Below are 24,798 nucleotides of genomic sequence, written 5' to 3' on the forward strand. Positions count from 1 at the left end.
ATGACTAACAGCACGTTTGAATTTATTCGTCACCTGACAAATTTAAGTATAGAACTAGAGGCAGATGGCGTTAGCGGAGCGGCTCTGAAAGAGGTTCGCTTGCGGTGTCATGCACCTGAAGGGGTATTAACTCCATCGCTACGTCAGGAAATAGCTGCACGAAAAACAGAAATTATCCTGTTTTTACAACAAGCAAAGCAGGTTAAAACCTCTCATCAATTGCCCATTCCAAGAGTGCTACGGGACGGTGAAGCTCCACTGTCTTTTGCTCAACAGCGACTCTGGTTTGTCCATCATTTATCACCAGACAGTCGGTCTTATAATTTGCTGGATGCTCAAATACTACATGGGTCGCTGAATATAGTTGCACTAGAGCAGAGCCTGAGTGAACTCATTCGCCGCCATGAAGTCTTAAGAACTACTTTCCCCACCGTAGACGGAAAACCTGTCCAAGTCATTGCTCCTCCCACTGCCTTAATTTTGCCAATCCATAACTTGCAGGGGTTGTCAGCGCAACAGCAGACTGAGCAAATTCGAGAAATTGCCAAGTCTCTTGCGTCCCAGCCTTTCGATCTAGCTGTTGCGCCATTAGTACAGTTCACTCTACTCCAACTGAGTAATCAAGAATATGTACTGCTGTTGAAGATGCACCACATCATCTACGATGGTTGGTCTTTAAACATTTTTAAAAATGAATTATCTCAGTTATATGCAGCTTTCGCTCAAGGATTGGGCAACCCACTACCAGAATTACCCATCCAGTATGCTGACTTTGCAGTTTGGCAACGCCAGTGGTTGACAGGTGAAGTTCTGGAACGCCAAATGAATTACTGGCAGCAAAAGTTAGCGGATGCCTCAGTTGTACTAGACTTGCCTACTGATAAACCACGTCCTCCAGTTCAGACATTCCGGGGTGGAGTTGAGCGTTTTCAACTCGATCGCAACCTTACACAACGCCTCAAGCAGTTGAGCCAAGAGTCACAAGCAACATTGTTTATGACTCTACTGGCAGCTTTTTTGGTCTTAATTTCTCGTTACAGTGGTCAGTTAGATATTATTGTTGGCTCTCCCATCGCTAACCGCAACAACAAGAGCATCGAGCAGCTAATAGGTTTTTTTACTAACACCATAGCCTTAAGAGGCGATCTCTCTGGCAATCCCAGCTTTACTGACTTTTTAGCACAAGTGCGGCAAACCACATTGTCAGCTTATGCTCATCAAGACTTGCCCTTTGAAATGTTGGTAGAAAAGCTACAACCAGAACGAGATTTAAGCCGTAATCCCCTGGTACAAGTGCTATTTTCCCTCCAGAATGACTCACAGTCTTTTTTGGATTTACCTGGTTTAACCACCCAGAAAATGTCCTTACCACTTGATGAAATGGTCAGGTTTGACCTAGAGGTGAACTACTGGGAAGTTTCAGGAGGTCTAGAGGGTGTTTGGAGTTATAACACTGATTTATTTGATGCGGCTACAATTACTCGCATAGCCCAACATTTTCAAAATTTACTCAAAGCAATTGTTACTAATCCTAAAGCGCCAATTGCAGAATTACCACTGTTGAGTCAAGCAGAACGTCAGCAATTGTTGGTGGAGTGGAACAGTACTCAAATAGACTATTCCCAGGATAAGTGTATCCATCAGTTATTTGAGCAGCAGGTAGAACGTACACCAGATGCGATCGCTCTCATCTTTGAAAATCAAAAACTTACCTACCGAGAGTTAAATCAACGCGCTAACAAAATCGCCCATTATCTCAAAACCCTAAATGCGAAACCAGACGTATTAGTTGGCATTTGCATGGAACGCTCTTTAGAGATGGTAATTGGGATATTGGCAATTATCAAAGCAGGTGGTGCTTATGTACCTTTAGATCCTACTTATCCCAAAGAACGTTTAGCATTCATGTTGGCAGATGCCCAAGTGTCGGTGCTGTTAGTGCAACCCCATTTAGTCCAAGAACTACCGACACACCAAGCGCAAATAGTATGTATTAACTCCCACTGTCAAGAATTTGCTGCTTATAGCCCTGAAAACCCAACTAGTGAAGTTACAGCAGAAAACTTAGCTTATGTAATTTACACCTCCGGTTCCACAGGAAAGCCCAAAGGTGCAATGAACACTCATAAAGGTTTGTGTAACCGTCTATTATGGATGCAAGATACATATCAACTAACAGCAACCGAAAAAGTTTTACAGAAAACACCATTCAGCTTTGATGTCTCAGTTTGGGAATTCTTCTGGACTTTATTAACAGGTGCAAGCTTAATTATAGCCAAACCAGGTGGACATCAAGATAGCCGTTATTTAGTTCAACTAATTGCCCAAGAAAAAATTACTACACTTCATTTTGTTCCCTCAATGTTGCAAGTGTTTCTAGAAGAAACAGGACTAGATAAATGTGGTAGTATCAAACGGGTAATTTGTAGTGGTGAAGCGCTATCTTTCGATCTACAACAACGCTGCTTTGAACGATTAAACGCCGAGCTACACAACCTTTATGGCCCAACTGAAGCGGCAATTGACGTAACTTTTTGGGCTTGTCAACCCAATAGTAATGAGAAAATTGTTCCTATTGGTCGTCCAATTGCCAATACACAGATATATATCTTAGATAAACATTTACAACCTGTTCCCATTGGAGTAAGTGGTGAGTTACACGTTGGTGGTGTGGGATTAGCGCGTGGTTATTGGAATAAACCTGAATTGACTCAAGAAAAGTTTATTTTTAACCCCTTTGAAGCCGGAAAATATTTATACAAAACGGGTGATTTAGCACGTTATCGTTCTGATGGCAATATTGAATATTTAGGCAGAATTGACCACCAAGTTAAAATTCGTGGTTTCCGCATTGAATTGGGAGAAATTGAGGCATTACTGGTTTCTCACCCAACAGTATGGGAAAATGTGGTAGTGCAGCGAGAAGATGAATCAGGCGACAAACGTTTAGTTGCTTATGTAGTACCGCAGGTAGAAGAATCTCCCACAGTCCCAGAACTGCGACAGTTTCTCAAGGCAAAGCTACCAGAGTACATGGTGCCAAGTGCTTTTGTATTGCTGGAATCCTTACCCCTGACTCCCAACGGCAAAGTAGACCGCCGCGCACTGCCAAAACCAGATTTAGACAGCACACTGCGAGAATTTTATGCCGCCCCACGCACTCCCACTGAGGAAATGCTGATACAGATTTGGGCGCAAGTGCTGAAATTAGAGCAAGTGGGGATTCATGATAACTTTTTTGAACTGGGGGGACACTCCCTACTAGCAACGCAATTGCTTTCACGCATCCGCAACATTTTCAAAATAGAATTACCATTGCGTGAGTTGTTTGTCGCAGCAACCGTTGCCGAATTAGCAAAAGAAATTGAGCAGTTGCAGCAACAAGACATAGAACTCTTTGCACCCCCAATCTTACCAAGGACAGACAACGCAGAATTGCCACTGTCTTATGCTCAACAGCGTTTGTGGTTTTTAGACCAGTTAAACCCAAACAGCGCCTTCTACAACATCCCTACAGCTTTGCGTCTAGTAGGAACTCTCAATATACCCGCTTTAGAAGAAAGCTTACAAGGAATTATTCATCGCCACGAAGCCTTACACACCAATTTCGTCACTGTTAATGGACAACCAATTCAAATTATTCACAATAGGGGGGGACTGGGGACAGTATCAATTGTTGATTTAAGGCATTTATCCACACTTGTACTGAGCGAAGCCGAAGTAAGCGAACAAGAAATTGCTTTGCAGCAATTAGCACAACAGCAAGCGCAACAACCGTTTGATCTGGCAACACAAGTATTAATCAGGGCAACATTAGTAGTGCTGTCCGAGACAGAACACGTTTTATTACTGTGTATGCACCATATTGTCTCTGATGGTTGGTCAATTGGTGTGTTTGTTCAAGAACTAGCAGCGTTGTACAATACTTATTCTCAAGGTCAGCCGTCACAGTTAGCACCACTGTCAATTCAGTACGCAGATTTCGCCTTATGGCAAAGACAGTGGTTGCAAGGGGATGTATTGCAAAGCCAACTAAGTTACTGGCAGCAACAACTAAAAGATGCACCAGCTTTATTGCCTCTACCCACAGACCGACCCAGACCTGCTGTGCAGACAGACAATGGGGCATATCAAGAGTTTGCACTGTCAGTTGAGTTAACCCAGAGATTGCTAAAACTGAGCCAGGAGCAAGGTTGTACTCTCTTCATGACACTGTTGGCAGCTTTTGATACCCTGCTTTATCGCTACACAGGTACAGAAGATATTTTGGTGGGTTCGCCAATTGCTAACCGCGATCGCAGTGAAATAGAAGGGTTAATTGGCTTTTTTGTCAATACCTTAGTCATGCGTACCAATTTGGCAGGCAACCCCAGTTTTAGCGAATTATTGACTCGTATCCGTGAAATCGCAATGGATGCCTACGCTCATCAGCATTTGCCTTTTGAGATGCTGGTGGAAGCATTGCAGCAAGAACGGGATCTCAGTCATACACCACTGTTTCAGGTGATGTTTGCTCTCCAGAATGCGCCCACATCACAAGTAAAATTGACTGGGCTAACTGTCAGTCCATTCCCAATGAAAGGCGCAAATGCCAGATTTGATTTAACTTTAATCATGCAGAACACTGCCACTTCGACTACGCTCAGTACAAGCACTGGACTGGTAGGGATATGGGAGTATAACACTGACTTGTTTGATGCCAGCACTATTGAGCGCATGACTGGTCATTTTGTCACATTGCTTGAAGGTATTATTGCTAATCCAGAGGAGCGAATTTCCCAATTACCACTGCTGACACAACCCGAACAACAAAAGTTACTTGTCGAGTGGAACGATACAAAAGTGGATTATCCACAAGATTTGTGCATCCATCAGTTGTTTGAGGAGCAGGTTGAACTTACACCCAATGCTATAGCTGTGGTGTTTGACAATCAACAACTTACTTACTATGAATTAAACTCCCGTGCTAACCAGTTGGCGCACTACTTGCGGTCTTTAGGTATAAAACCAGATATCCTGGTCGGTCTGTGTGTAGAGCGTTCTTTAGAGATGGTCATAGGACTACTGGGGATTCTCAAAGCGGGTGCGGCTTATGTGCCACTTGACCCTGAGTATCCGACTGAGCGTTTGAGCTTTATTTTAGAAGATGCTCAAGTTTCAGTGTTGCTGACCCAGCAGCAACTCGTTGACAGATTCCCCCAGCATCAAGCAAACCAAGTCTGTTTGGATACTGACGCTCAACTGATTTCCCAGTCAGGTGATGACAATCCCATCTCCGGCGTACAAGCAAATAACTTAGCTTATATAATTTATACTTCTGGTTCTACAGGTCAACCTAAAGGTATAGCCATGAATCAGCTTGCCCTTGGCAATCTGATCTTGTGGCATCGAGAAAATCTGAAAATTTCTCGTGGAGCAAAAACTCTGCAATTTGCTTCGATTAACTTTGATGTCTCCTTCCAAGAAATCTTTACTACCTGGTGTTCTGGAGGCACATTATTCTTAATTGGCGAGGAATTACGCCGAGATACCTCAGCTTTGTTAGGTTTTCTCCAACAAAAAGCAATTGAGAGAATGTTTCTCCCTTTTGTAGCTTTACAACAGCTAGCTGAAGTCGGTGTTAGTAGTGAATTAGTTAATAGTCATTTGAGAGAAATCGTTACTGCTGGTGAAAGGTTGCAGATTACTCCCGCTATTTCTCAATGGTTAAACAAACTAAGTGATTGTACTTTGCACAATCATTATGGGCCATCAGAGAGCCATTTAGCCACCAGTTTTACTCTGAATAATTTAGTAGAAACTTGGCCGCTAATTCCTCCCATTGGTCGTCCCATTGCCAACACCCAAATATACATCCTAGACAGGTTCTTACAGCCTGTACCCATTGGTATACCAGGAGAAGTGTATATTTCTGGTGTCCTTTTAGCGCAAGGCTACTTCAACCAACCAAAGTTAACCCAAGAGAAATTCATCTCTAATCCATTTAGCACTGACCTCGATTCTCGCCTTTACAAAACAGGGGATAAGGCACGCTATTTACCCGATGGCAACATTGAATATATAGAACGCATAGACAATCAAGTTAAAATTCGCGGTTTCCGCATCGAATTGGGCGAAATCGAAACAGTTCTGAGCCAATATCCCCAAGTACAGTCATCTTGTGTCATTGCCCGCGAAGACATTCCTGGAAACAAAAGCCTAGTCGCTTACATTGTGCCTCAAAAAGAGCAGACGCTCACATTAAGCTTTGTACGTAGCTTTTTGAAGGAAAAGTTACCAGAATATATGGTACCAAGTGCGATCGTTATTTTAGAAGCTCTACCGCTTACCCCCAACGGTAAACTAGACCGCCGCGCTTTGCCCATACCTGATTTACAGAGCCAATTATCAGATAAATACGTTGCTCCACGCAGCCCAATTGAAGAAATCCTGTCAATAATTTGGGCGCAAGTCCTAAAAGTAGAGCAAGTGGGTATTCATGATAACTTCTTTGAACTTGGAGGACATTCGCTACTAGCAACGCAACTGATTTCCCGCGTGCGTACCAGCTTGAAAGTAGAATTACCATTGCGTAGCTTATTTGCTGCACCAACAGTTGCCCAATTGTCCCAAAAAGTTCAACAGTTACAGCAACAGGTACTTCGACTTCGCTCAGTACAAGATTTAGAACTAACAGCATCAGCCATTTTACCGAGAGTAAAGGATATAGAATTACCACTATCGTTTGCTCAAACGCGGCTATGGTTTTTAGACAAGTTAAACCCGAACAGCGCCTTTTACAACATACCCTTAGCTTTGCGTCTAGTCGGAAATCTTGAAGTTACAGCCTTAGAACAAAGCTTACAAGAAATTATTCATCGCCACGAAGCGTTACGCACCAACTTCATCACAGTTGATGGACAACCAACTCAAATTATTCACAATAGGAGGGGACTGGGGACAGTATCAATTGTTGATTTAAGGCATTTATCCACACTTGTACTGAGCGAAGCCGAAGTAAGCGAACAAGAAATTGCTTTGCAGCAATTAGCACAACAACAAGCGCAACGACCCTTTGACTTGGGAACTGAAGCATTAATCAGGGCAACATTAGTAGTATTGTCTGAGACAGAACACGGGTTATTAGTGTGTATACATCACATTGTCTTTGATGGTTGGTCAATGGGTGTTTTTGTTCAAGAACTAGCAGCGCTGTACAATGCTTATTCTCAAGGTCAACCCCCATCGTTAATGCCACTGCCGATTCAGTACGCAGATTTCGCAATTTGGCAGCGACAGTGGTTGCAAGGAGATGTATTACAAAGCCAACTGAATTACTGGCAACAACAACTAAAAGATGCACCAGCTTTGTTGTCGCTGCCCACAGACCGACCAAGACCTGCTGTGCAGACTTTCGCTGGAGCATATCAAGAGTTTGCACTTTCAATTGAGTTAACCCAGAGATTGGAAAAACTGAGCCAGGAGCAAGGTTGTACTCTCTTTATGACGCTGTTGGCAGCTTATGATACACTACTTTACCGCTATACAGGTGTGGCAGATATTTTGGTGGGTTCGCCAATTGCTAACCGCGATCGCAGTGAAATAGAAGGGTTAATTGGCTTTTTTGTCAATACTTTAGTGATGCGTACTAACTTGGCAGGCAATCCGAGCTTTAGTGAATTACTCACTTGTGTTCGAGAAGTCGCGTTGTCTGCCTATGCTCATCAGAATTTGCCTTTTGAAATGCTGGTGGAAGCATTGCAGCCAGAACGGGATCTGTGCCATACACCAATATTTCAGGTAATGTTTGCCCTCCAAAATGCGTCCACATCTGAAGTAGAGTTGACTGGGTTAACTGTTACTCCATTGATAAGTGAAGGGATAACGGCAAAGTTTGATTTAACTTTAATAATGCAAAACACTGTTACTGGACTGGTAGGGGTGTGGGAGTACAACACTGATTTGTTTGATGCCAGCACAATTAAGCGGATGAGTAATCATTTTGTAACTTTGCTCTCTGCAATTGTTGCTAACCCACAGCAGCAAATCTCACAATTGTCCCTGCTGACTGAAGTTGAGCAACAACAGTTATTAGTGGAATGGAACAACACTCAGGTAGATTATCCTTTTGATAAGTGTATCCATCAGTTGTTTGAGGAGCAGTGTTTGAATACCCCCAATGCTGTGGCTGTGGTGTTTGAAAATGAACAACTGACTTACTACCAATTAAATTGTCGTGCTAACCAATTGGCTCATTACTTACGCTCATTGGGTGTAAAACCAGATGTGCTAGTGGGTATTTGTGTAGAACGTTCTTTAGATATGGTGGTTGGACTTTTAGGGATTCTCAAAGCAGGTGGAGCGTATGTACCACTTGACCCAGAGTATCCCCAAGAACGCTTGAGTTTCATGCTAGAAGATGCTCAAGTTTCGGTGCTGCTGACTCAACAACAACTTATTCAAAGACTTCCTGAGTATCAAGCAAAACAAGTCTTTTTAGATGAAGCCTGGTCACAAATTGCCCAAAACGATCGAGAAAACCCAACCAGTGGAGTCAAACCTTTTCATCTAGCTAATGTGATTTACACTTCAGGATCTACAGGTAGACCTAAAGGTGTCATGGTTGAGCATAAGGGACTATGCAACTTAGCTCAAGCTCAGATTCAGACTTTTGGTGTAGACTCTAATAGTCGCGTTCTCCAATTTGCTTCCTTCAGTTTTGATGCTTCTATTTGGGAAGTCGTAATGGCGCTCAGGTCAGGTGGGACGCTTTACTTGGGAACAAAAGACTCACTATTGCCAGGGAAACCATTAATTGAGCAATTACGCGATCGCTGCATTACCCATATCACTCTACCACCATCGGCGTTAGCAGTTATGCCTGGGTCGGAACTTCCGGCACTGCAAACAATAATTGTAGGTGGAGAAGCTTGTCCTGCTGAATTAATTAGGCAATGGTCTGCTGACAGAAACTTCTTTAACGCTTACGGGCCAACAGAAGCTACTGTCTGTGCCACGATCGCCAAATGCACTGAAGATGACGATAAAATATCTATTGGTAGAGCGATCGCCAACACGCAAGTTTATATTTTAGACGAAAATTTGCAACTAGTGCCGATTGGTGTGCCAGGAGAGTTGCACATCGGTGGTGTGGGGTTAGCAAGAGGCTACCTCAACCGTCCCGAACTAACTCAGGAAAAATTTATCAGCAACCCCTTTCGTTCTGGTCGTCTTTACAAAACTGGGGATTTAGCACGCTACTTAACCGATGGCAATATTGAATACCTGGGACGCATTGACAATCAAGTAAAAATTCGGGGCTTCCGCATTGAATTGGCAGAAATAGAAACACTATTAGGACAACATGGTGATGTGCAGAATTGTTGTGTCATCGCTCATGAAGGAACTCCGAGTAATCAGCGCTTAGTCGCCTACATAGTGCCACAAAAAGATGTGACACCCACAACAGACGAACTGCGTCAGTTTCTTGCCAATAAACTCCCTAGTTATATGTTGCCAACTGCTTTTGTGATATTGGAGTCCTTACCCTTGACACCTAATGGTAAAGTAGACCGTCGCGCTTTACCTGACCCAGATTTACATCAGGAACTATCAGATTACGTAATGCCAAATACCGAAGTAGAAAGAATCATTGCTGGCATTTGGCAAAAGGCATTAGCAGTAGAAAAGGTAGGAATTTATAATAATTTCTTTGAGCTAGGGGGTCATTCGTTACTACTAGTAAAAATTAACCAGCAACTACAAGAAGAATTTGGTTTAGAATTGTCAATAGTTGATATGTTTAATTACCCAACTATACATAGTTTAAGTCAATACTTAAGTCCTAAGACTCACAAAGAAGATCCAATCAAGCAAAACACTACTCGGAATCAATATCGTAGTGAAATTAAATCTTTAAAAAGCAAACAATTGGAATCCAGACAACAATATCGCTCTCAGATAAAAAGGTAAAAATGACCATAAATTCAGTGCATAACAATAATGAATTTAACAATTCTGAAGTAGCAATAATTGCTGTTACTGGGAGATTTCCAGGTGCAAAAGATATTGCATCATTTTGGCAGAATTTACGTGATGGTGTAGAATCAATATCCTGGCTGACAGATGAAGAATTGATAAATTCTGGCATTTCTCTAGAATCGTTGAGTAATTCTAATTATGTAAAAGCTAGCGCTGCTTTATCAGACATTGAATTGTTTGATGCGAATTTCTTTGCTTATAGTGCCAAAGAAGCTGAGTTAATAGATCCACAACAACGCCTATTTTTAGAATTGGCTTGGGAAGCTGTAGAAAAAGCTGGTTATGACCCGCAAACTTACAATGGTTTAATCGGGGTTTATGGTGGTGTAGGGATGAGTAGATATTTGCTGAATAATCTCTATCCTAATCATCAATTATTAGCAACAATTGACCCTATCCAATTAGGAATCTCCAACGATAAAGATTTTTTACCGACAAGAGTTGCATATAAACTAAACTTGACTGGCCCCGCAGTAAATGTGCAAACAGCGTGTTCGACTTCTTTGGTTGCTGTTCATGTAGCTTGTCAAAGTCTCTTAAATGGTGAATGTGACATAGCTTTAGCTGGTGGAGTAACTCTGGCCATTCCCCAAAAAATAGGTTATTTACATCAAGAGGGAATGATTCTTTCTCCTGATGGACACTGCCGTACTTTTGATGCTAAGGCACAAGGAACAATTGGCGGTAGCGGTGCTGGGATTGTGGTATTGAAAAGATTAAAGGATGCAATAAGCGATCGCGACCACATCCATGCAATCATTAAAGGCTCGGCAATTAATAATGATGGTGCAATGAAAGTCGGCTACACTGCTCCTAGTGTTAGCGGTCAAGCTGCCGTGATTGGCGAGGCTCAAGCTTTAGCTAGTGTAAATGCCGAAACAATTTCCTACATCGAAGCTCATGGTACAGCTACACCTTTAGGCGACCCGATTGAAATTGCAGCTTTAACTCAAGCTTTTAACCAAACTACCGATAAAAAAGGTTTCTGCGCGATTGGTTCGGTAAAAACCAACTTTGGACATTTGGATACAGCAGCAGGTATAGCAGGTTTGATTAAAACTGTCTTAGCGCTGCAAAATAAAATGCTGCCTCCGAGTTTGCACTACCAGACACCTAATCCCAAAATTGATTTTGCCAACAGTCCTTTTTATGTCAATACAACCCTGACTGAATGGAAAACAAATAACACCCCTCGCCGTGCTGGAGTTAGTTCTTTTGGTATGGGGGGTACTAATGCTCATGTAATTTTAGAAGAAGCTCCTGTTTTTGAGCAGGGGAGCAGGGGAGCAGGGGGGCAGGGGAGAAATTATCAACTGTTGGTACTTTCGGCTAAAACTGCAAATGCTCTTGAGAAGGCAACAAATAATTTAATCACGCATTTAAAAGAGCATCCAGAACTTAATTTGGGTGATGTGGCTTATACCCTCAATAGTGGTCGCCGGGGTTTTAATTACCGACGGATGTTAATTTGTCAAGACTTAGAAGATGGTGTGGAATCTCTCAGTAGTTTAGCAGCCCAACAAGTTTTTACTAACTATACAGAGATTACAGAACGGCCTGTTGTCTTTATGTTTCCCGGTCAAAGTTCTCAATATGTCAACATGGCGCGGGAAATTTACGAAACTGAAACAGTATTTAAAGAACAAGTTGATTATTGCTCAGAAATTCTTAAACCATTGCTAGGGCTAGATTTACGTCATATTATTTATCCCAGTGAATCAAAAATTGATGAAGCATCGCAGCAACTTCAACAAACAGCGATCGCTCAACCTGCTATTTTTGTAATTGAGTACGCCCTAGCTAAATTATGGCAGTCTTATGGAGTGGAGCCACAAGCTGCGATCGGTCATAGTATTGGCGAGTATGTAACAGCAACTCTAGCAGAAGTTTTTTCTTTAGAAGATGCCTTATCTCTGGTAGCAGCACGCGGACAGATGATGCAGCAACTTCCTACTGGCGCAATGCTTTCAATTCCCTTGCCCGCAGACAAGCTAAAATCCCTATTAGGGCAAGAACTTTCTGTTGCCGCGATTAATCAACCCTCGCAGTGTATAGTTTCCGGTTCCATAGCAGCCATAGATGCACTACAAAATCGGCTTGCTGCTCAAGGGATTGAATGCCGGCGTTTGCATACTTCCCATGCCTTCCATTCGCAAATGATGGAACCAATCTTAGAAGCATTTGTAGAACGAGTTAAAAAAGTTACCTTAAATCCCCCAAAACTTCCTTATATCTCCAACCTGACTGGTACTTGGATTACAGTCACCCAAGCCACAAATCCTGACTACTACGCTCAACATCTGCGTTCCACAGTGCTGTTTGCCCAAGGTGTCGAGAAATTATTAGCAACACCTGAGCAAGTATTACTAGAGGTGGGGCCAGGACACACACTAACTACATTAGTCAAAAGACATCCAGACAAAGCAGCCGCACAAGCTGTCTTGACTTCGGTACGTCATCCTCAAGAAAAGCAATCCGATACTCGTGTTTTATTCACCACATTCGGTCAACTTTGGCTAGCTGGGGTGAAGGTAGATTGGTTTGGATTCTATAGTCAGAATGAATATTATCGTCTTCCCCTACCAACTTATCCCTTTGAACGCCAACGTTATTGGATTGACCCCCCACAAAAAGCAGCTTGGGAACAGTTGCAAACCTTACCCCCAACATCACAATTGTGGACATCGCTTACACAAGCAGGTCAAAACCAAGCAAATACTAGAAATGTAGAACTTAACGAGTTAACATATCTAGAAAATAGACAGTGGTTGGATCGTTTATGTACAGCCTACATTAACTCTGCATTTAAGCAATTAGGGGTTTTTAGCAATCCTGAAAACAAGTATTCTTTAGAGAATTTGTTGGAGCAATGCTATATTTCTCCCCGCTATCAGCAATTGTTATCTAGATGGTTGCAAATATTAGTAGAACAAGGACAAATACAGCAGCATGAAGGGTTATTTTCTGGGTTAGTGCCGTGTTCACAAGATTATATTCATGAACATTTAGAACAAGTCAGAGCGAGGTTCGCTGCTTCATCTTTAGTAGATTTAGATTTAGTGCAACGCTGTGGTGAAAATTTAGCTGCTGTTGTTATTGGCGAACAAGAACCATTAGAGATTTTCAATGAACTAGTTTACCAAAAAGAAAACAATGGTTCATATTCAGAATCTCCTTTAATTAGTTACTACAACTCTATCTTGCGCTCAAGCTTGGAACAGGTGGTCAAGTCATTGCCATCATCTGTTCAGCTAAGAGTTCTAGAAATTGGCGCTGGTACTGGTGTGTCTACGCAAGCATTATTACCTGTGTTGCCACCTAAACAAACCAACTATACTTTTACTGATATTGGTGGCGGTTTCTTAACTCAAGCCAAACAGAAGTTTAACGATTATCCATTTGTTGAATATCGATTATTAGATATAGACAAATCGCCAACTGAACAAGGCTTTGAAAAGTATAGTTTTGATGTAATCATAGCCTCTAATGTGTTGCACGCCACTCAGAACATAGATCAAACACTCCAGCATATACACTCTTTATTAGCTCCTGGCGGCTTCCTCTTGGTGTGGGAAATAACTCAGCCGAAAATAGACTTTGATATCAGTTGGGGTCTGCTATTGAAACCTTTAGATGAGAAAAGACGTAACCCCGGTCAGCCTTTTATCACCAAAGATCAATGGTTTGAAGCATTATGCATTCAGGATTTTGTTCAAGTTGCTGCGTTTCCTGAAACTGAAGCGTTTGAGCATCAGATTATTATGGGTCAAGCTTCTGCATCAGCCGCATTTAGCACAAAATATCGGCAAAAAGAGACTGACCAAAAATCAGAAATTGCATTACAAACAAAGCCGAATATTTTTCAATCAGAAAAATTATCTGCACTCCACTCCAGACCTGATTTACCCAATTATTATATAGCTCCCCGTGATGATATTGAGCAAAAAATTGCCGATATTTGGCAAGAATTATTAGGAATTAAGCAGGTAGGAATCCATGATAACTTTTTTCAATTAGGAGGAGATTCCCTAATAGCTGTTCAGGTTCTATCCAGATTACGAAATAATTTTGCTATTAAATTAACTGTAGCAAGTTTGTTTGAGTCTCCCACAATAGCTGAAATAGCATTCCAGTTAGAAAACAAACTAGAGTCAAATAATAACTTAGGTGCAGTTGAGAGAGAAGAAATATCAATTTGAGTAACAAATAATTTTAAATTACGAATTCGCTGGGGTGAGGGTAATAATTATATGAATATCGAGCAATTAGTAGTCGATCTTAATAAACAGGGTGTAAAGTTGTGGGTTGAAGGTGAGCAGTTGCGTGCTAATGCTCCCAAGGGAGTATTGACGCTAGAAACTCGTGACTTATTAGCTAAAAATAAAGCAGAACTTATCTTGTTGCTGCACGATAAAAATGCGGACACCGATACAGATTTACCCCTCATCAAAACTAAACGTCCTCAGAACTTACCTCTGTCTTTTGCCCAAGAACGACTCTGGTTATTAAACCAGTTGGAACCAGATAACCCCTTCTACAACGAACAAGCAGCTCTAAAACTTTACGGTAAGTTGAACGTCGTGGCACTAGAGCAAAGCCTCAACAAAATTATCTCTCGCCACGAAGCTTTACGTACTAATTTACGCACTATCAACGAGCAGCCAGTCCAGGTAATTGCTGACAGCTTAACTTTAAGTGTACCAATAGTAGACCTCACAGAACTACCTGCAAGTGAAAGAGCGATCGCTTGCCAACAATTAGCCACAACTGAAGCTAATCGACCCTTTGACCTTGTTAACTCTCCTTTAATCCGAGCCTCTGTAATTAAACTCACAGAGGTAGAACACGCTTTAGTATTAACAATACACCACATCATCTTTGATGGTTGGTCAATGGGCGTATTGATTCACGAGTTAGCAACCATTTACTCAGCTCTCTGCAATAACTTGTCGCCAAAGCTACCTGAGCTACCAATTCAGTATGCCGATTTTGCTATTTGGCAACGGGAATGGTTGCAAGCAGAAGTACTCCAAACGCAGCTTGATTACTGGAAGCAACTACTCAAAAACGCTCCTACCTTACTAGAATTACCCACAGACAGACCAAGACCAGCTATTCAAACTTTCCGGGGCGCAATCCAATATAGAGAATTTTCAAATGAACTGAGTCAAGCCCTTGCCAATTTCAGTAGGCAAGAGGGAGCTACTTTATTCATGACGCTGTTCTGTGCTTATGTTACCTTGCTTCATCGCTACACAGGCTCCGATGACATTGTAGTAGGTACGCCCCTTGCTAATCGCGATCGCTTGGAACTTGAAGGGTTAATTGGCTTTTTTGTCAATACTCTAGTGCTACGTACCGATTTGTCAGGCAACCCTAGTTTTCAACAGTTGCTAAGTCGAGTCCGGCAACTGACACTGCAAGCTTACACTCATCCAGACCTCCCCTTTGAGGAGTTGGTAAAAACCTTACAGCCACAACGAGACCTCAGCCATACACCACTGTTTCAGGTGATGTTTGTCCTCGAAAATGCGCCCATATCTGAGGTAGAACTGACTGGGCTAACTCTCAGTCCATTAGCGACAGAAAAGACAACTGCCAAGTTTGATTTAACTTTATTCATTAAAAATACTCCCTCTGGGCTGATAGCTATATGGCAATACAACACAGATTTGTTTGACCCTTGCACCATAAAACGGATGGCGGGTCATTTTGTGACGTTGCTCGAAAGTATTGTTACCAACCCACAGCAGCAAATTTCCCAATTACCCCTACTGACACAAGTTGAGCAACAGCAACTGTTAGTATGGAATAATACTCAGGTGGATTATCCGCGCGATCAATCTATCCATCAGTTGTTTGAGGAGCAGGTTGGACGTACACCCGATGCAGTGGCGGTAGAGTTTGGAAATCAACAACTAACTTACCACCAATTAAACTGCTACGCGAACCAGTTGGCGCACTACCTGAAGTCTTTAGGAGTGAAAGCCGATGTATTGGTTGGGTTGTGTGTTGAACGTTCCTTAGAAATGGTTGTGGGACTATTAGGGATTCTCAAAGCAGGTGGGGCATACCTGCCACTTGACCCAGAGTATCCGACTGAACGCCTGAGTTTCATGTTAGAAGATGCTCAAGTTTCAGTGTTGTTGATTCAGCAGTCACTCGTTGACAGACTACCCCAGCATCAAGCAAAACTTGTCTTCTTAGATACTGACACTCAACTGATTTCGCAGTGCAGTCAGGACAATCTTATCTCTGGCGTACAAGCCAATAACTTAGCTTATATAATTTATACCTCTGGTTCTACAGGTAAACCTAAAGGTATAGCCATGAATCAGCTTGCCCTTAGCAATCTGATTTTATGGCATCGGGAAAACCTGAAAATTTCTCGTAGAGCAAAAACGCTGCAATTTGCTCCCATCAGCTTTGATGTCTCCTTCCAAGAAATATTCTCTACCTGGTGTTCTGGAGGCACATTGCTGTTAATTACAGAGGAATTGCGTCGTGATGCAGTGGCTTTATTAGGTTTTATTCAAGAAAAAGCTGTTGAAAGACTGTTTGTTCCCTTTGTTGCTTTGCAGCAACTAGCTGAAGTAGCTGTTGATAGTGAATTAGGTACTACTCATCTACGGGAAATCATCACTGCTGGTGAACAGTTGCAAATTACTCCCGCCATTTCTCAATGGTTGTACAAATTGACTGATTGTACTTTGCACAACCATTATGGGCCATCGGAAAGCCATGTAGCCACCAATTTTACCCTGACTAATTCAGTAGAGACATGGCCGCTACTGCCTCCGATTGGGCAACCAATTGCCAATACACAGATATATGTCTTAGATAAATATTTACAGCCTGTACCTATCGGTGTGCCTGGAGAATTGCATATTGCTGGTGTTGGATTAACAAAAGGCTACTTCAACCGTCCCGAATTGACACAAGAAAAATTTATCTCTAATCCGTTTAACAATTCAAGACTATATAAGACGGGGGATTTAGCACGTTATTTACCAGATGGCAATATTGAATACTTGGGGCGTATTGACAATCAAGTAAAAATACGTGGTTTCCGCATTGAATTGGGTGAGGTTGAAGCAGTTCTAAGCCAACATAGTGATGTGCAAGCATCTTGTGTCATCGCCCGCGAAGATATCCCTGGTGATAAGCGCTTAGTCGCTTATGTGGTAGCACATCAGAACTCTACACACACAACCAGCAAGCTTCGGCAATTCCTGAAAGCAAAGCTGCCAGAGTATATGGTTCCAAATGCTGTTGTCATCTTGGAGTCTTTGCCACTAACTCCTAGCGGCAAACTAGATCGCCGCGCTTTGCCTGTACCAGATTTATATAATGATCGCACAGACAAATATGTAGCCCCACGGACTCCAATCGAAGAACTGTTGACACAAATTTGGGTGCAAGTGCTGAAACTAGAGCTTGTAGGTATACATGATAACTTCTTTGAACTTGGAGGACACTCGCTAATAGCAACGCAATTGGTTTCACGTATCCGCAATATTTTTAAAGTGGAATTACCATTGCGTGAGTTGTTTGCAAGAGCAACAGTAGCCGAATTAGCACAATCAATTGAACAGCTACAGCAACAAAACTTACAACTGTCTGCACCATCCATTTTACCAAGAACCAAGAATACAGACTTACCACTGTCTTATGCTCAACAGCGTTTGTGGTTTTTAGACCAGTTTGAGCCGAACAGCCCCTCTTACAACATTCCTGTGGCTTTGCGTCTAGTTGGAACTCTTAATGTTGCAGCACTACAGCAAAGCTTACAAGAAATTATTCATCGCCACGAAGCCTTACGTACTAATTTCGTCGCCGTTAATGGAAAACCTTCTCAAATCATTCAAACACAAACGAATTGGACAGTTTCAGTTGTTGAGTGCGAATATCTGCCACTAAGCGAACAAGAAATAGTTACACAACAATTAGCGCAACAACAAGCTATTCAACCGTTTGACTTGGACAATGAAGTATTATTTCGGGCGACATTAGTAGTGCTGTCCCAGACAGAACACATTTTGTTAGTGTGTATGCACCACATTGTCTCTGATGGTTGGTCAATGGGTGTGTTTATCCAAGAACTAGCAGCACTGTACAATGCTTATTCTCAAGGTCAGCTGTCACCTTTAACACTACTGCCGATTCAGTATGCAGATTTTACTATCTGGCAAAGAGACTGGTTGCAAGGGAATGTATTACAAAGCCAACTGAATTACTGGCAACAACAACTAAAAGATGCACCAGCTTTATTGTCACTGCCCACAGATCGACCAAGACCTGCTGTGCAGACTTTTGTTGGAGCGGATGAAAAGTTTGCACTGTCAGTTGAGTTAACTGATAGGTTGACAAAACTGAGCCAACAGCAAGGAGTGACGTTGTTCATGACACTGTTAGCAGCTTATGATACTCTGCTTTACCGCTACACAGGACAAACAGACATTTTGGTGGGTTCGCCAATTGCTAACCGCGATCGCTTGGAAGTTGAAGGGTTAATTGGTTTTTTTGTCAACAATTTAGTTATACGTACTAACTTGGCAGATAATCCGAGCTTTAGTGAATTACTCACTCGTGTTCGAGAAGTAGCTTTAGGAGCCTACGCTCATCAGGACTTGCCTTTTGAAATGCTGGTGGAAGCATTACAGCCAGAACGGGATCTTAGCCATACACCTCTGTTCCAGGTAATGTTTGTTCTTCAAAATACGCCCATGTCTCAAGTAGAGTTGACTGGGTTAACTGTTACTCCATTGATCGGTGAAGGGACAACGGCAAAATTTGATTTGACTTTATCAATGCAGAACACTGCTACGGGACTCGTGGGTGCGTGGGAGTACAACACTGACTTATTTGATGTCAGCACTATCGAGCGAATGGCAGGGCATTTTGTGACATTGCTAGAAAGCATTGTTACTAATCCGCAACAGCAAATTTCCCAATTGCCCCTGCTGACAGAAGTTGAGCAACATCAACTGTTAGTAGAGTGGAACGATACTCAGGTTGATTATCCACAAAATTTGTGTATCCATCAGTTGTTTGAAGAACAGGTTGGGCGCACCCCGGATGCTGTGGCGGTGGTGTATGAAGATCAACAATTAACTTACCAGCAATTGAATTGTCGCGCTAACCAGTTGGCACATTACTTGCAATCCTTGGGTGTAAAACCAGAGGTGCTAGTGGGGTTGTGTGTAGAGCGATCGCTTTTAATGGTGGTAGGACTACTGGGTATTCTCAAGGCTGGGGGAGCATACCTGCCACTCGATCCAGACTATCCTCAAGAACGCTTGAGCTTTATGCTTGAAGATGCTCAAGTTCCAGTGCTGCTGACACAACAGCAACTCTTTGAAAAGTTGCCTCAGCATCAAGCGGAGGTTGTATGTTTAGATACTGACTGGCAATTTATTTCTCAGTCAAGTCAGGAGAATGCGAGCGCTGGTGTGCAAGCAACTAACTTGGCTTATGTGATTTATACCTCTGGTTCTACCGGAAAGCCTAAAGGAGTGATGCTTTCTCACCGCAACCTTTGCAACCACATGTTCTGGATGCAAGCAACATTCCCCCTGACTGAAGCAGACAAAGTGCTACAGAAAACTCCCTTTAGCTTTGATGCCTCAGTTTGGGAATTTTACGCTCCTTTATTAGTAGGTGGACAGTTGCTATTAGCTCAACCAGGAGGTCATGCTGACACTACTTACCTGTTAGAGTTAATTGCCCAAGAGCAGGTTACTACTGTTCAATTTGTCCCATCATTGTTACAAATACTCATAGAACAAGGAGGACTCGAAACTTGTCAGTCCCTCAAACAAATCTTCTGCGGAGGTGAAGCCTTACCAGTTGCTTTGCAAGATCAGGTGTTAAGTAATCTCAATGTGAACTTGCACAATCTCTATGGGCCGACGGAAGCTTGTATTGATGCAACCTTCTGGACTTGCAAAAAAGAAATTAAACGACAAATTGTTCCTATTGGTCGTGCGATCGCTAACACGCAGGTTTATATTTTAGATGAATATCTGCAACCAGTTCCGATTGGTGTGCCAGGAGAACTGTACATTGCCGGTGCTGGATTAGCAAGAGGCTACCTCAACCGTCCTGAGTTGACAAAAGAAAAATTCATCCCTAACCCTTTTAGCCATGAACCAGATTCTCGCCTTTATAAAACTAATGATTTAGCACGTTATTTACCGGATGGCACAATTGAATACCTTGGTCGTATCGATAACCAAGTGAAGATTCGCGGCTTCCGCATCGAACTTGGAGAAATCGAAGCAGCCCTCAACACCCATCCCAAAATCCAACAGGCCGTAGTCATTGTCACAGAGGATATTTTAGGTAACACTTGTACTGAGCGGAGTCGAAGTAAACGCTTAGTTGCTTATGTAGTCAAGAGTGATGAATCACTTAGTACCAACCAACTGCGTCAATTCCTCAAGCAACAGCTACCAGAATACATGATTCCCAGTAGCTTTGTTACTTTAGATAAACTACCGTTAACACCCAACGGCAAAATAGACCGCAAATCACTACCAACACCTGATGGGGAAATTAGCCGTGAACATGAGTATGTAGCACCACGTACAGCCATAGAACAAATATTAACCAACATCTGGCAACAACTGCTGCTTAAAGAAAAAGTCAGCATCCACGATAACTTCTTTGAAATTGGTGGCGACTCCATCCTGAGTATTCAAATAGTTTCTCGTGCCAAAAACTCAGGATTACGAATCACTCCCAAACAAATATTCCAAAACCAAACCATTGCTGAACTTGCCAGGGTTGCCAATACAACAGTGAATGTTGAGTCTAAACAAGGTATAGTGACTGGAGTTGCATCCCTAACACCAATTCAACAAAGGTTCTTTGCACAAAATAGACAAGAGCAACACCATTATAACCAATCAGTCTTATTGCAGATTCCAAATCATCTGCAAACTGAATTAATTGTAATAGCCTTGAAAAAATTGCTAGAGCATCACGATGCTTTGCGTTTAAAATTCACATCAGTTGCATCTGAACACAAACAAATAAACCAAGGGTTAGATGATAACGTACCATTCGCCGTAGTAGATTTATCATCAACACCTAAAAATGAACAACCACTAGCTCTAGAAAAAATTGCCGCAGAATATCAAGCAAGTTTAAACTTGTCAACAGGTCCAATAATACAAGTGGTGATGTTTAACTTGGGTGATGAAAATGATGCCAGGTTACTAATTATTATTCATCACTTAGCAGTAGATGGTGTAAGTTGGCGAATTTTATTATCAGACCTACAAAGAGTTTATCAACAATTAGTTACTCAGAAACCTCCAAAGCTAAGTGCGAAAACAACAGCATTTATTGATTGGGCGGAGAAATTAAACAATTATGCACAGTCAGAAATTATAAAACTGGAGTTAGACTATTGGCTGAAACATCCTTGGTCGAAGATAACACCATTACCATTAAATGATGCTGACATTCAACCAGAAAATACAGTAGGTAGTGCTGCTTGTGTGTCAGTGAAATTAACTCAAGAAGAAACCCAAACTTTACTGTTGTCAGTAAACGAAGCTTACAACACACAAATTAACGATATACTGCTAAGTGCATTAGTACTTTCAATAGCAGAGTGGACGGGAAATTCAACCGTACTAATTGATTTAGAGGGACATGGCAGAGAAGAACTATTTCCAGATATAGATTTATCAAGAACTGTAGGTTGGTTTACTAGTTTGTTCCCCGTATTATTGCAACTACCTTCATTAAACCAACCAGGAGAAATAATCAAATCAATCAAAGAACAATTACGAGCAATTCCTAATCGGGGAATTGGCTACGGGATATTGCGTTACTTGTGTAAAAATTCGACTGTTAATGAACAAATAGAGACAATTCCCGCTTCAGAAATTAGTTTTAACTATCTGGGACAATTTGATCAAGTACAATCAGAAACCGGTTGGAAATTTGCGCCTGAATCTGCTGGCATTAACCAGAGTTTAAAGCAAAGTCGTGACCATTTATTTGATATTAATGCTCTAATCGTAGAAGGTAAACTAGGAATTGAGTGGACTTACGATAGTCATATTCACACTCGTTCCACAGTGGAGAAATTAGCACAGAGCTATATTCAATCAATCAGGTCAATAATAGAACATTGCCAGTTAAAAGAGAATAGAGGATATACACCGAGCGATTTTCCAGATGCACAGTTAAATCAATTAGAACTGGATGAATTATTAACTCGATTCCAAACTAAAAACATTGAATCAATTTATCCACTTTCTCCTTCACAACAGGGAATGCTTTTCGAGACTCTATCTGCTTCTGAGTCAGGGATACATCTTGAGCAGTGCATTTTAAACTTGCAAGAAGACCTAGACTCGTTAGCTTTTGAAAAAGCTTGGCAGCGTCTTATCGAGCGGCACTCAGTCCTCAGAACAGCCTTTATTTGGGAAGCTCAAAATGAGCCACTTCAAGTTGTGCTGAAGGGAGTAGAAGTTTCACTAGAACAAGAAGATTGGCGCGGACTTTCTCTGTCCCAGCAGCAAGAAAAATTAGAAATCTATCTCAGTGCAGACCGACTGCGTGGTTTGGAGATGACTAAACCACCGCTAATGCGTTTGGCGCTTTTCCAAGTAGATTCAAATGCCTATCAATTCGTCTGGACTTCTCATCACATACTTACAGATGGCTGGTGCGTGCCTCTCATCTTCAAGGAGGTTTTCGCATTCTACGAGGCATTCAGCAAAGGTCAAGATTTATTGCTGGAACCCAGTCATCCCTACAGAAATTATATTACCTGGCTAAAACAGCAGGATTTATCGCAGGCAGAGGCATTCTGGCGGGACAAACTTCAAGGTTTTAAAAGTCCAACCCCAGTGGGAATAGAAGCTGAAGCTGTTAATTTTTCTGCCCAGGAGGAGCGCTATGGTGAACAAAAAGCCTGCTTACCAGCTGTGGCGACAGCAGCCTTACAGTCTTTGGTGCGGCAACATCACTTGACCTTAAATATTCTAATTCAAGGCGTTTGGGCTTTGCTCTTGAGTCGCTATAGCGGTCTTGAAGATGTGGTATTCGGCGCGACTGTCTCTGGTCGTCCCTCGGAATTGGTAGGGGCCGAATCTATGTTAGGTCTTTTCATTAATACCCTACCAATGCGGCTTTTGGTTTCTCCCCAAGCATCATTTTGGTCTTGGCTTAGAGATATCCAAAATCAAAGCTTCACGCAACGCGATTATGAATACTGCTCTGAAGGACAAATTCACGAATGGAGTGAAGTACCCGGCTCGTTACCTCTTTACGAAAGTCTTCTGGTTTTCCAAAACCATCCAGTTGGTTCATCAGTAAAACAGTCGGTGAACGATGAAAAGAATCAATCTCAGACTCGTTTTATAGGCGCACAAACAAAATATGCCCTCACTATTCTAGTTAGCCCAAGTTCAGGGCTAGAGTTTCGCGTCATCTACAACCGATACCGTTATGACAATCCGACTATAAACCTTATTTTGGAACATTTTCAGACTTTATTGAACAGTATTGTTGACCTTCCAGAGCAGCACCTTGAAACACTGATAGAAAGGATTTCAGCAGAGCAAATTCCGCAAGTTAGACAGCTTCCAAAACTTGTTCAGAAAGAAGTGCAAAAGGGCTTTAACGAACCTAGAAATCTGTGTGAATTTCAGTTGTTACAAATTTGGGAAGACATTCTAAACATTCATGCTCTCAGCATACAAGATAACTTCTTTGAACTTGGAGGTCATTCCCTTCTAGCTGTCCGTCTCATGTCTCAGATTCAAAAACATTTCCAGATAAATTTACCTTTAGGTATTTTGTTCCAATATCCCACTATCGAAGAACTAGCACATTTTCTGGGTTCTTCAACAGATTATTTACCTTGGTCTGCCCTAGTTCCTATCAAAAAAAATGGCAATCAGCTACCTGTTTTCTGTGTTCACCCTGGTGGAGGAAATGTTGTTTGCTATCACCATCTTGCTTATTATTTGAGTTCAGACATACCATTTTATGGACTAGAATGTGTTGGTGTAAATCCCGAAAATAAACCTCATACTAGCATTGAGAAAATGGCAACTCACTATATCCAAGAGTTACAAACTGTTCAACCTCATGGCCCTTATTTTCTCTCTGGCTGGTCTTTTGGGGGCTTAGTAGCTTTTGAGATGGCTCAACAACTTTCTCATCAAGGTGAACAGATAGCTCTGTTAGCTCTAATAGATACTAATCCTCCTTATCTAAGTTATAAAGAACCAGTAGACTATGCTTTTCTATTAGTAGAGTTATTCAAAGATCGTTTAGACCTTTGTTTAGAGGAACTGCGACAATTAGAAAAAGAGGAGCAGATAATTTATGTCGAGCAACAAGCTAAACAGAAAAATGTAGTTATAGAAGGTTTTGACTTTGAGCAAGCTCCCCATCTTCTGAAAATTTTCCAGATCAATGCTGAAGCGGTACAAAATTACAAAGGTGAATATTACTCAGGCTCAATTATTCTATTTAAAGCCAGTGAGACTGATGCCGATCTTGAATATCACTGGAATGAACTAGTGGAACATATAGAAACTGTTGTAGTTCCTGGTAATCATCTAAACATGGTGTTACCACCTCATGTCCAGACCCTAGCTCAAGAACTCGAAAAGTTTATTGAACAAGCAAGAGACTAATTAATATAGTAATCCTATCTGAGTTGTGAAAAATGTAGACAATGAAACGAACCGCCAAGAACGCCAAGGACGCAAAGGGAAGAAAGAAGAAAGAAAGAAGAAAGAG

General features: G+C 41.8%; 3 protein-coding genes. All 3 read left to right on the forward strand.

The genetic code is table 11. From position 1 onward, the window contains the following. From V7K35_RS06385 to V7K35_RS06395, 3 genes are read left to right on the forward strand one after another with little or no spacing between them, the layout of a single operon-like run. Positions 1-9,951, forward strand: coding sequence for an amino acid adenylation domain-containing protein (locus tag V7K35_RS06385; protein WP_335077337.1), 9,951 nt, complete (start codon positions 1-3; stop codon positions 9,949-9,951). Between the two features lie 2 nt (positions 9,952-9,953). Further along, the gene (locus V7K35_RS06390; RefSeq protein WP_335077338.1) at positions 9,954-14,219 is read left to right on the forward strand and encodes a beta-ketoacyl synthase N-terminal-like domain-containing protein; all 4,266 of its coding nucleotides are present in this window, start codon (positions 9,954-9,956) and stop codon (positions 14,217-14,219) included. A 51-nt stretch (positions 14,220-14,270) separates the two neighbouring features. Continuing rightward, entirely contained in the window at positions 14,271-24,692 is a 10,422-nt protein-coding gene (locus V7K35_RS06395; protein ID WP_335077340.1) for an amino acid adenylation domain-containing protein, read from the forward strand. The last annotated feature ends 106 nt before the right edge of the window (positions 24,693-24,798 follow it).

This window comes from Nostoc sp., from assembly GCF_036917275.1.
Classification (GTDB): Bacteria; Cyanobacteriota; Cyanobacteriia; order Cyanobacteriales; family Nostocaceae; genus Nostoc.

Excerpts from the sequence above, each read along its gene's own strand:
- V7K35_RS06395 (WP_335077340.1), top strand. The coding sequence starts at position 14,271 with ATGAATATCGAGCAATTAGTAGTCGATCTTAATAAACAGGGTGTAAAG.
- V7K35_RS06390 (WP_335077338.1), top strand. The coding sequence starts at position 9,954 with ATGACCATAAATTCAGTGCATAACAATAATGAATTTAACAATTCTGAA.
- V7K35_RS06385 (WP_335077337.1), top strand. The coding sequence starts at position 1 with ATGACTAACAGCACGTTTGAATTTATTCGTCACCTGACAAATTTAAGT.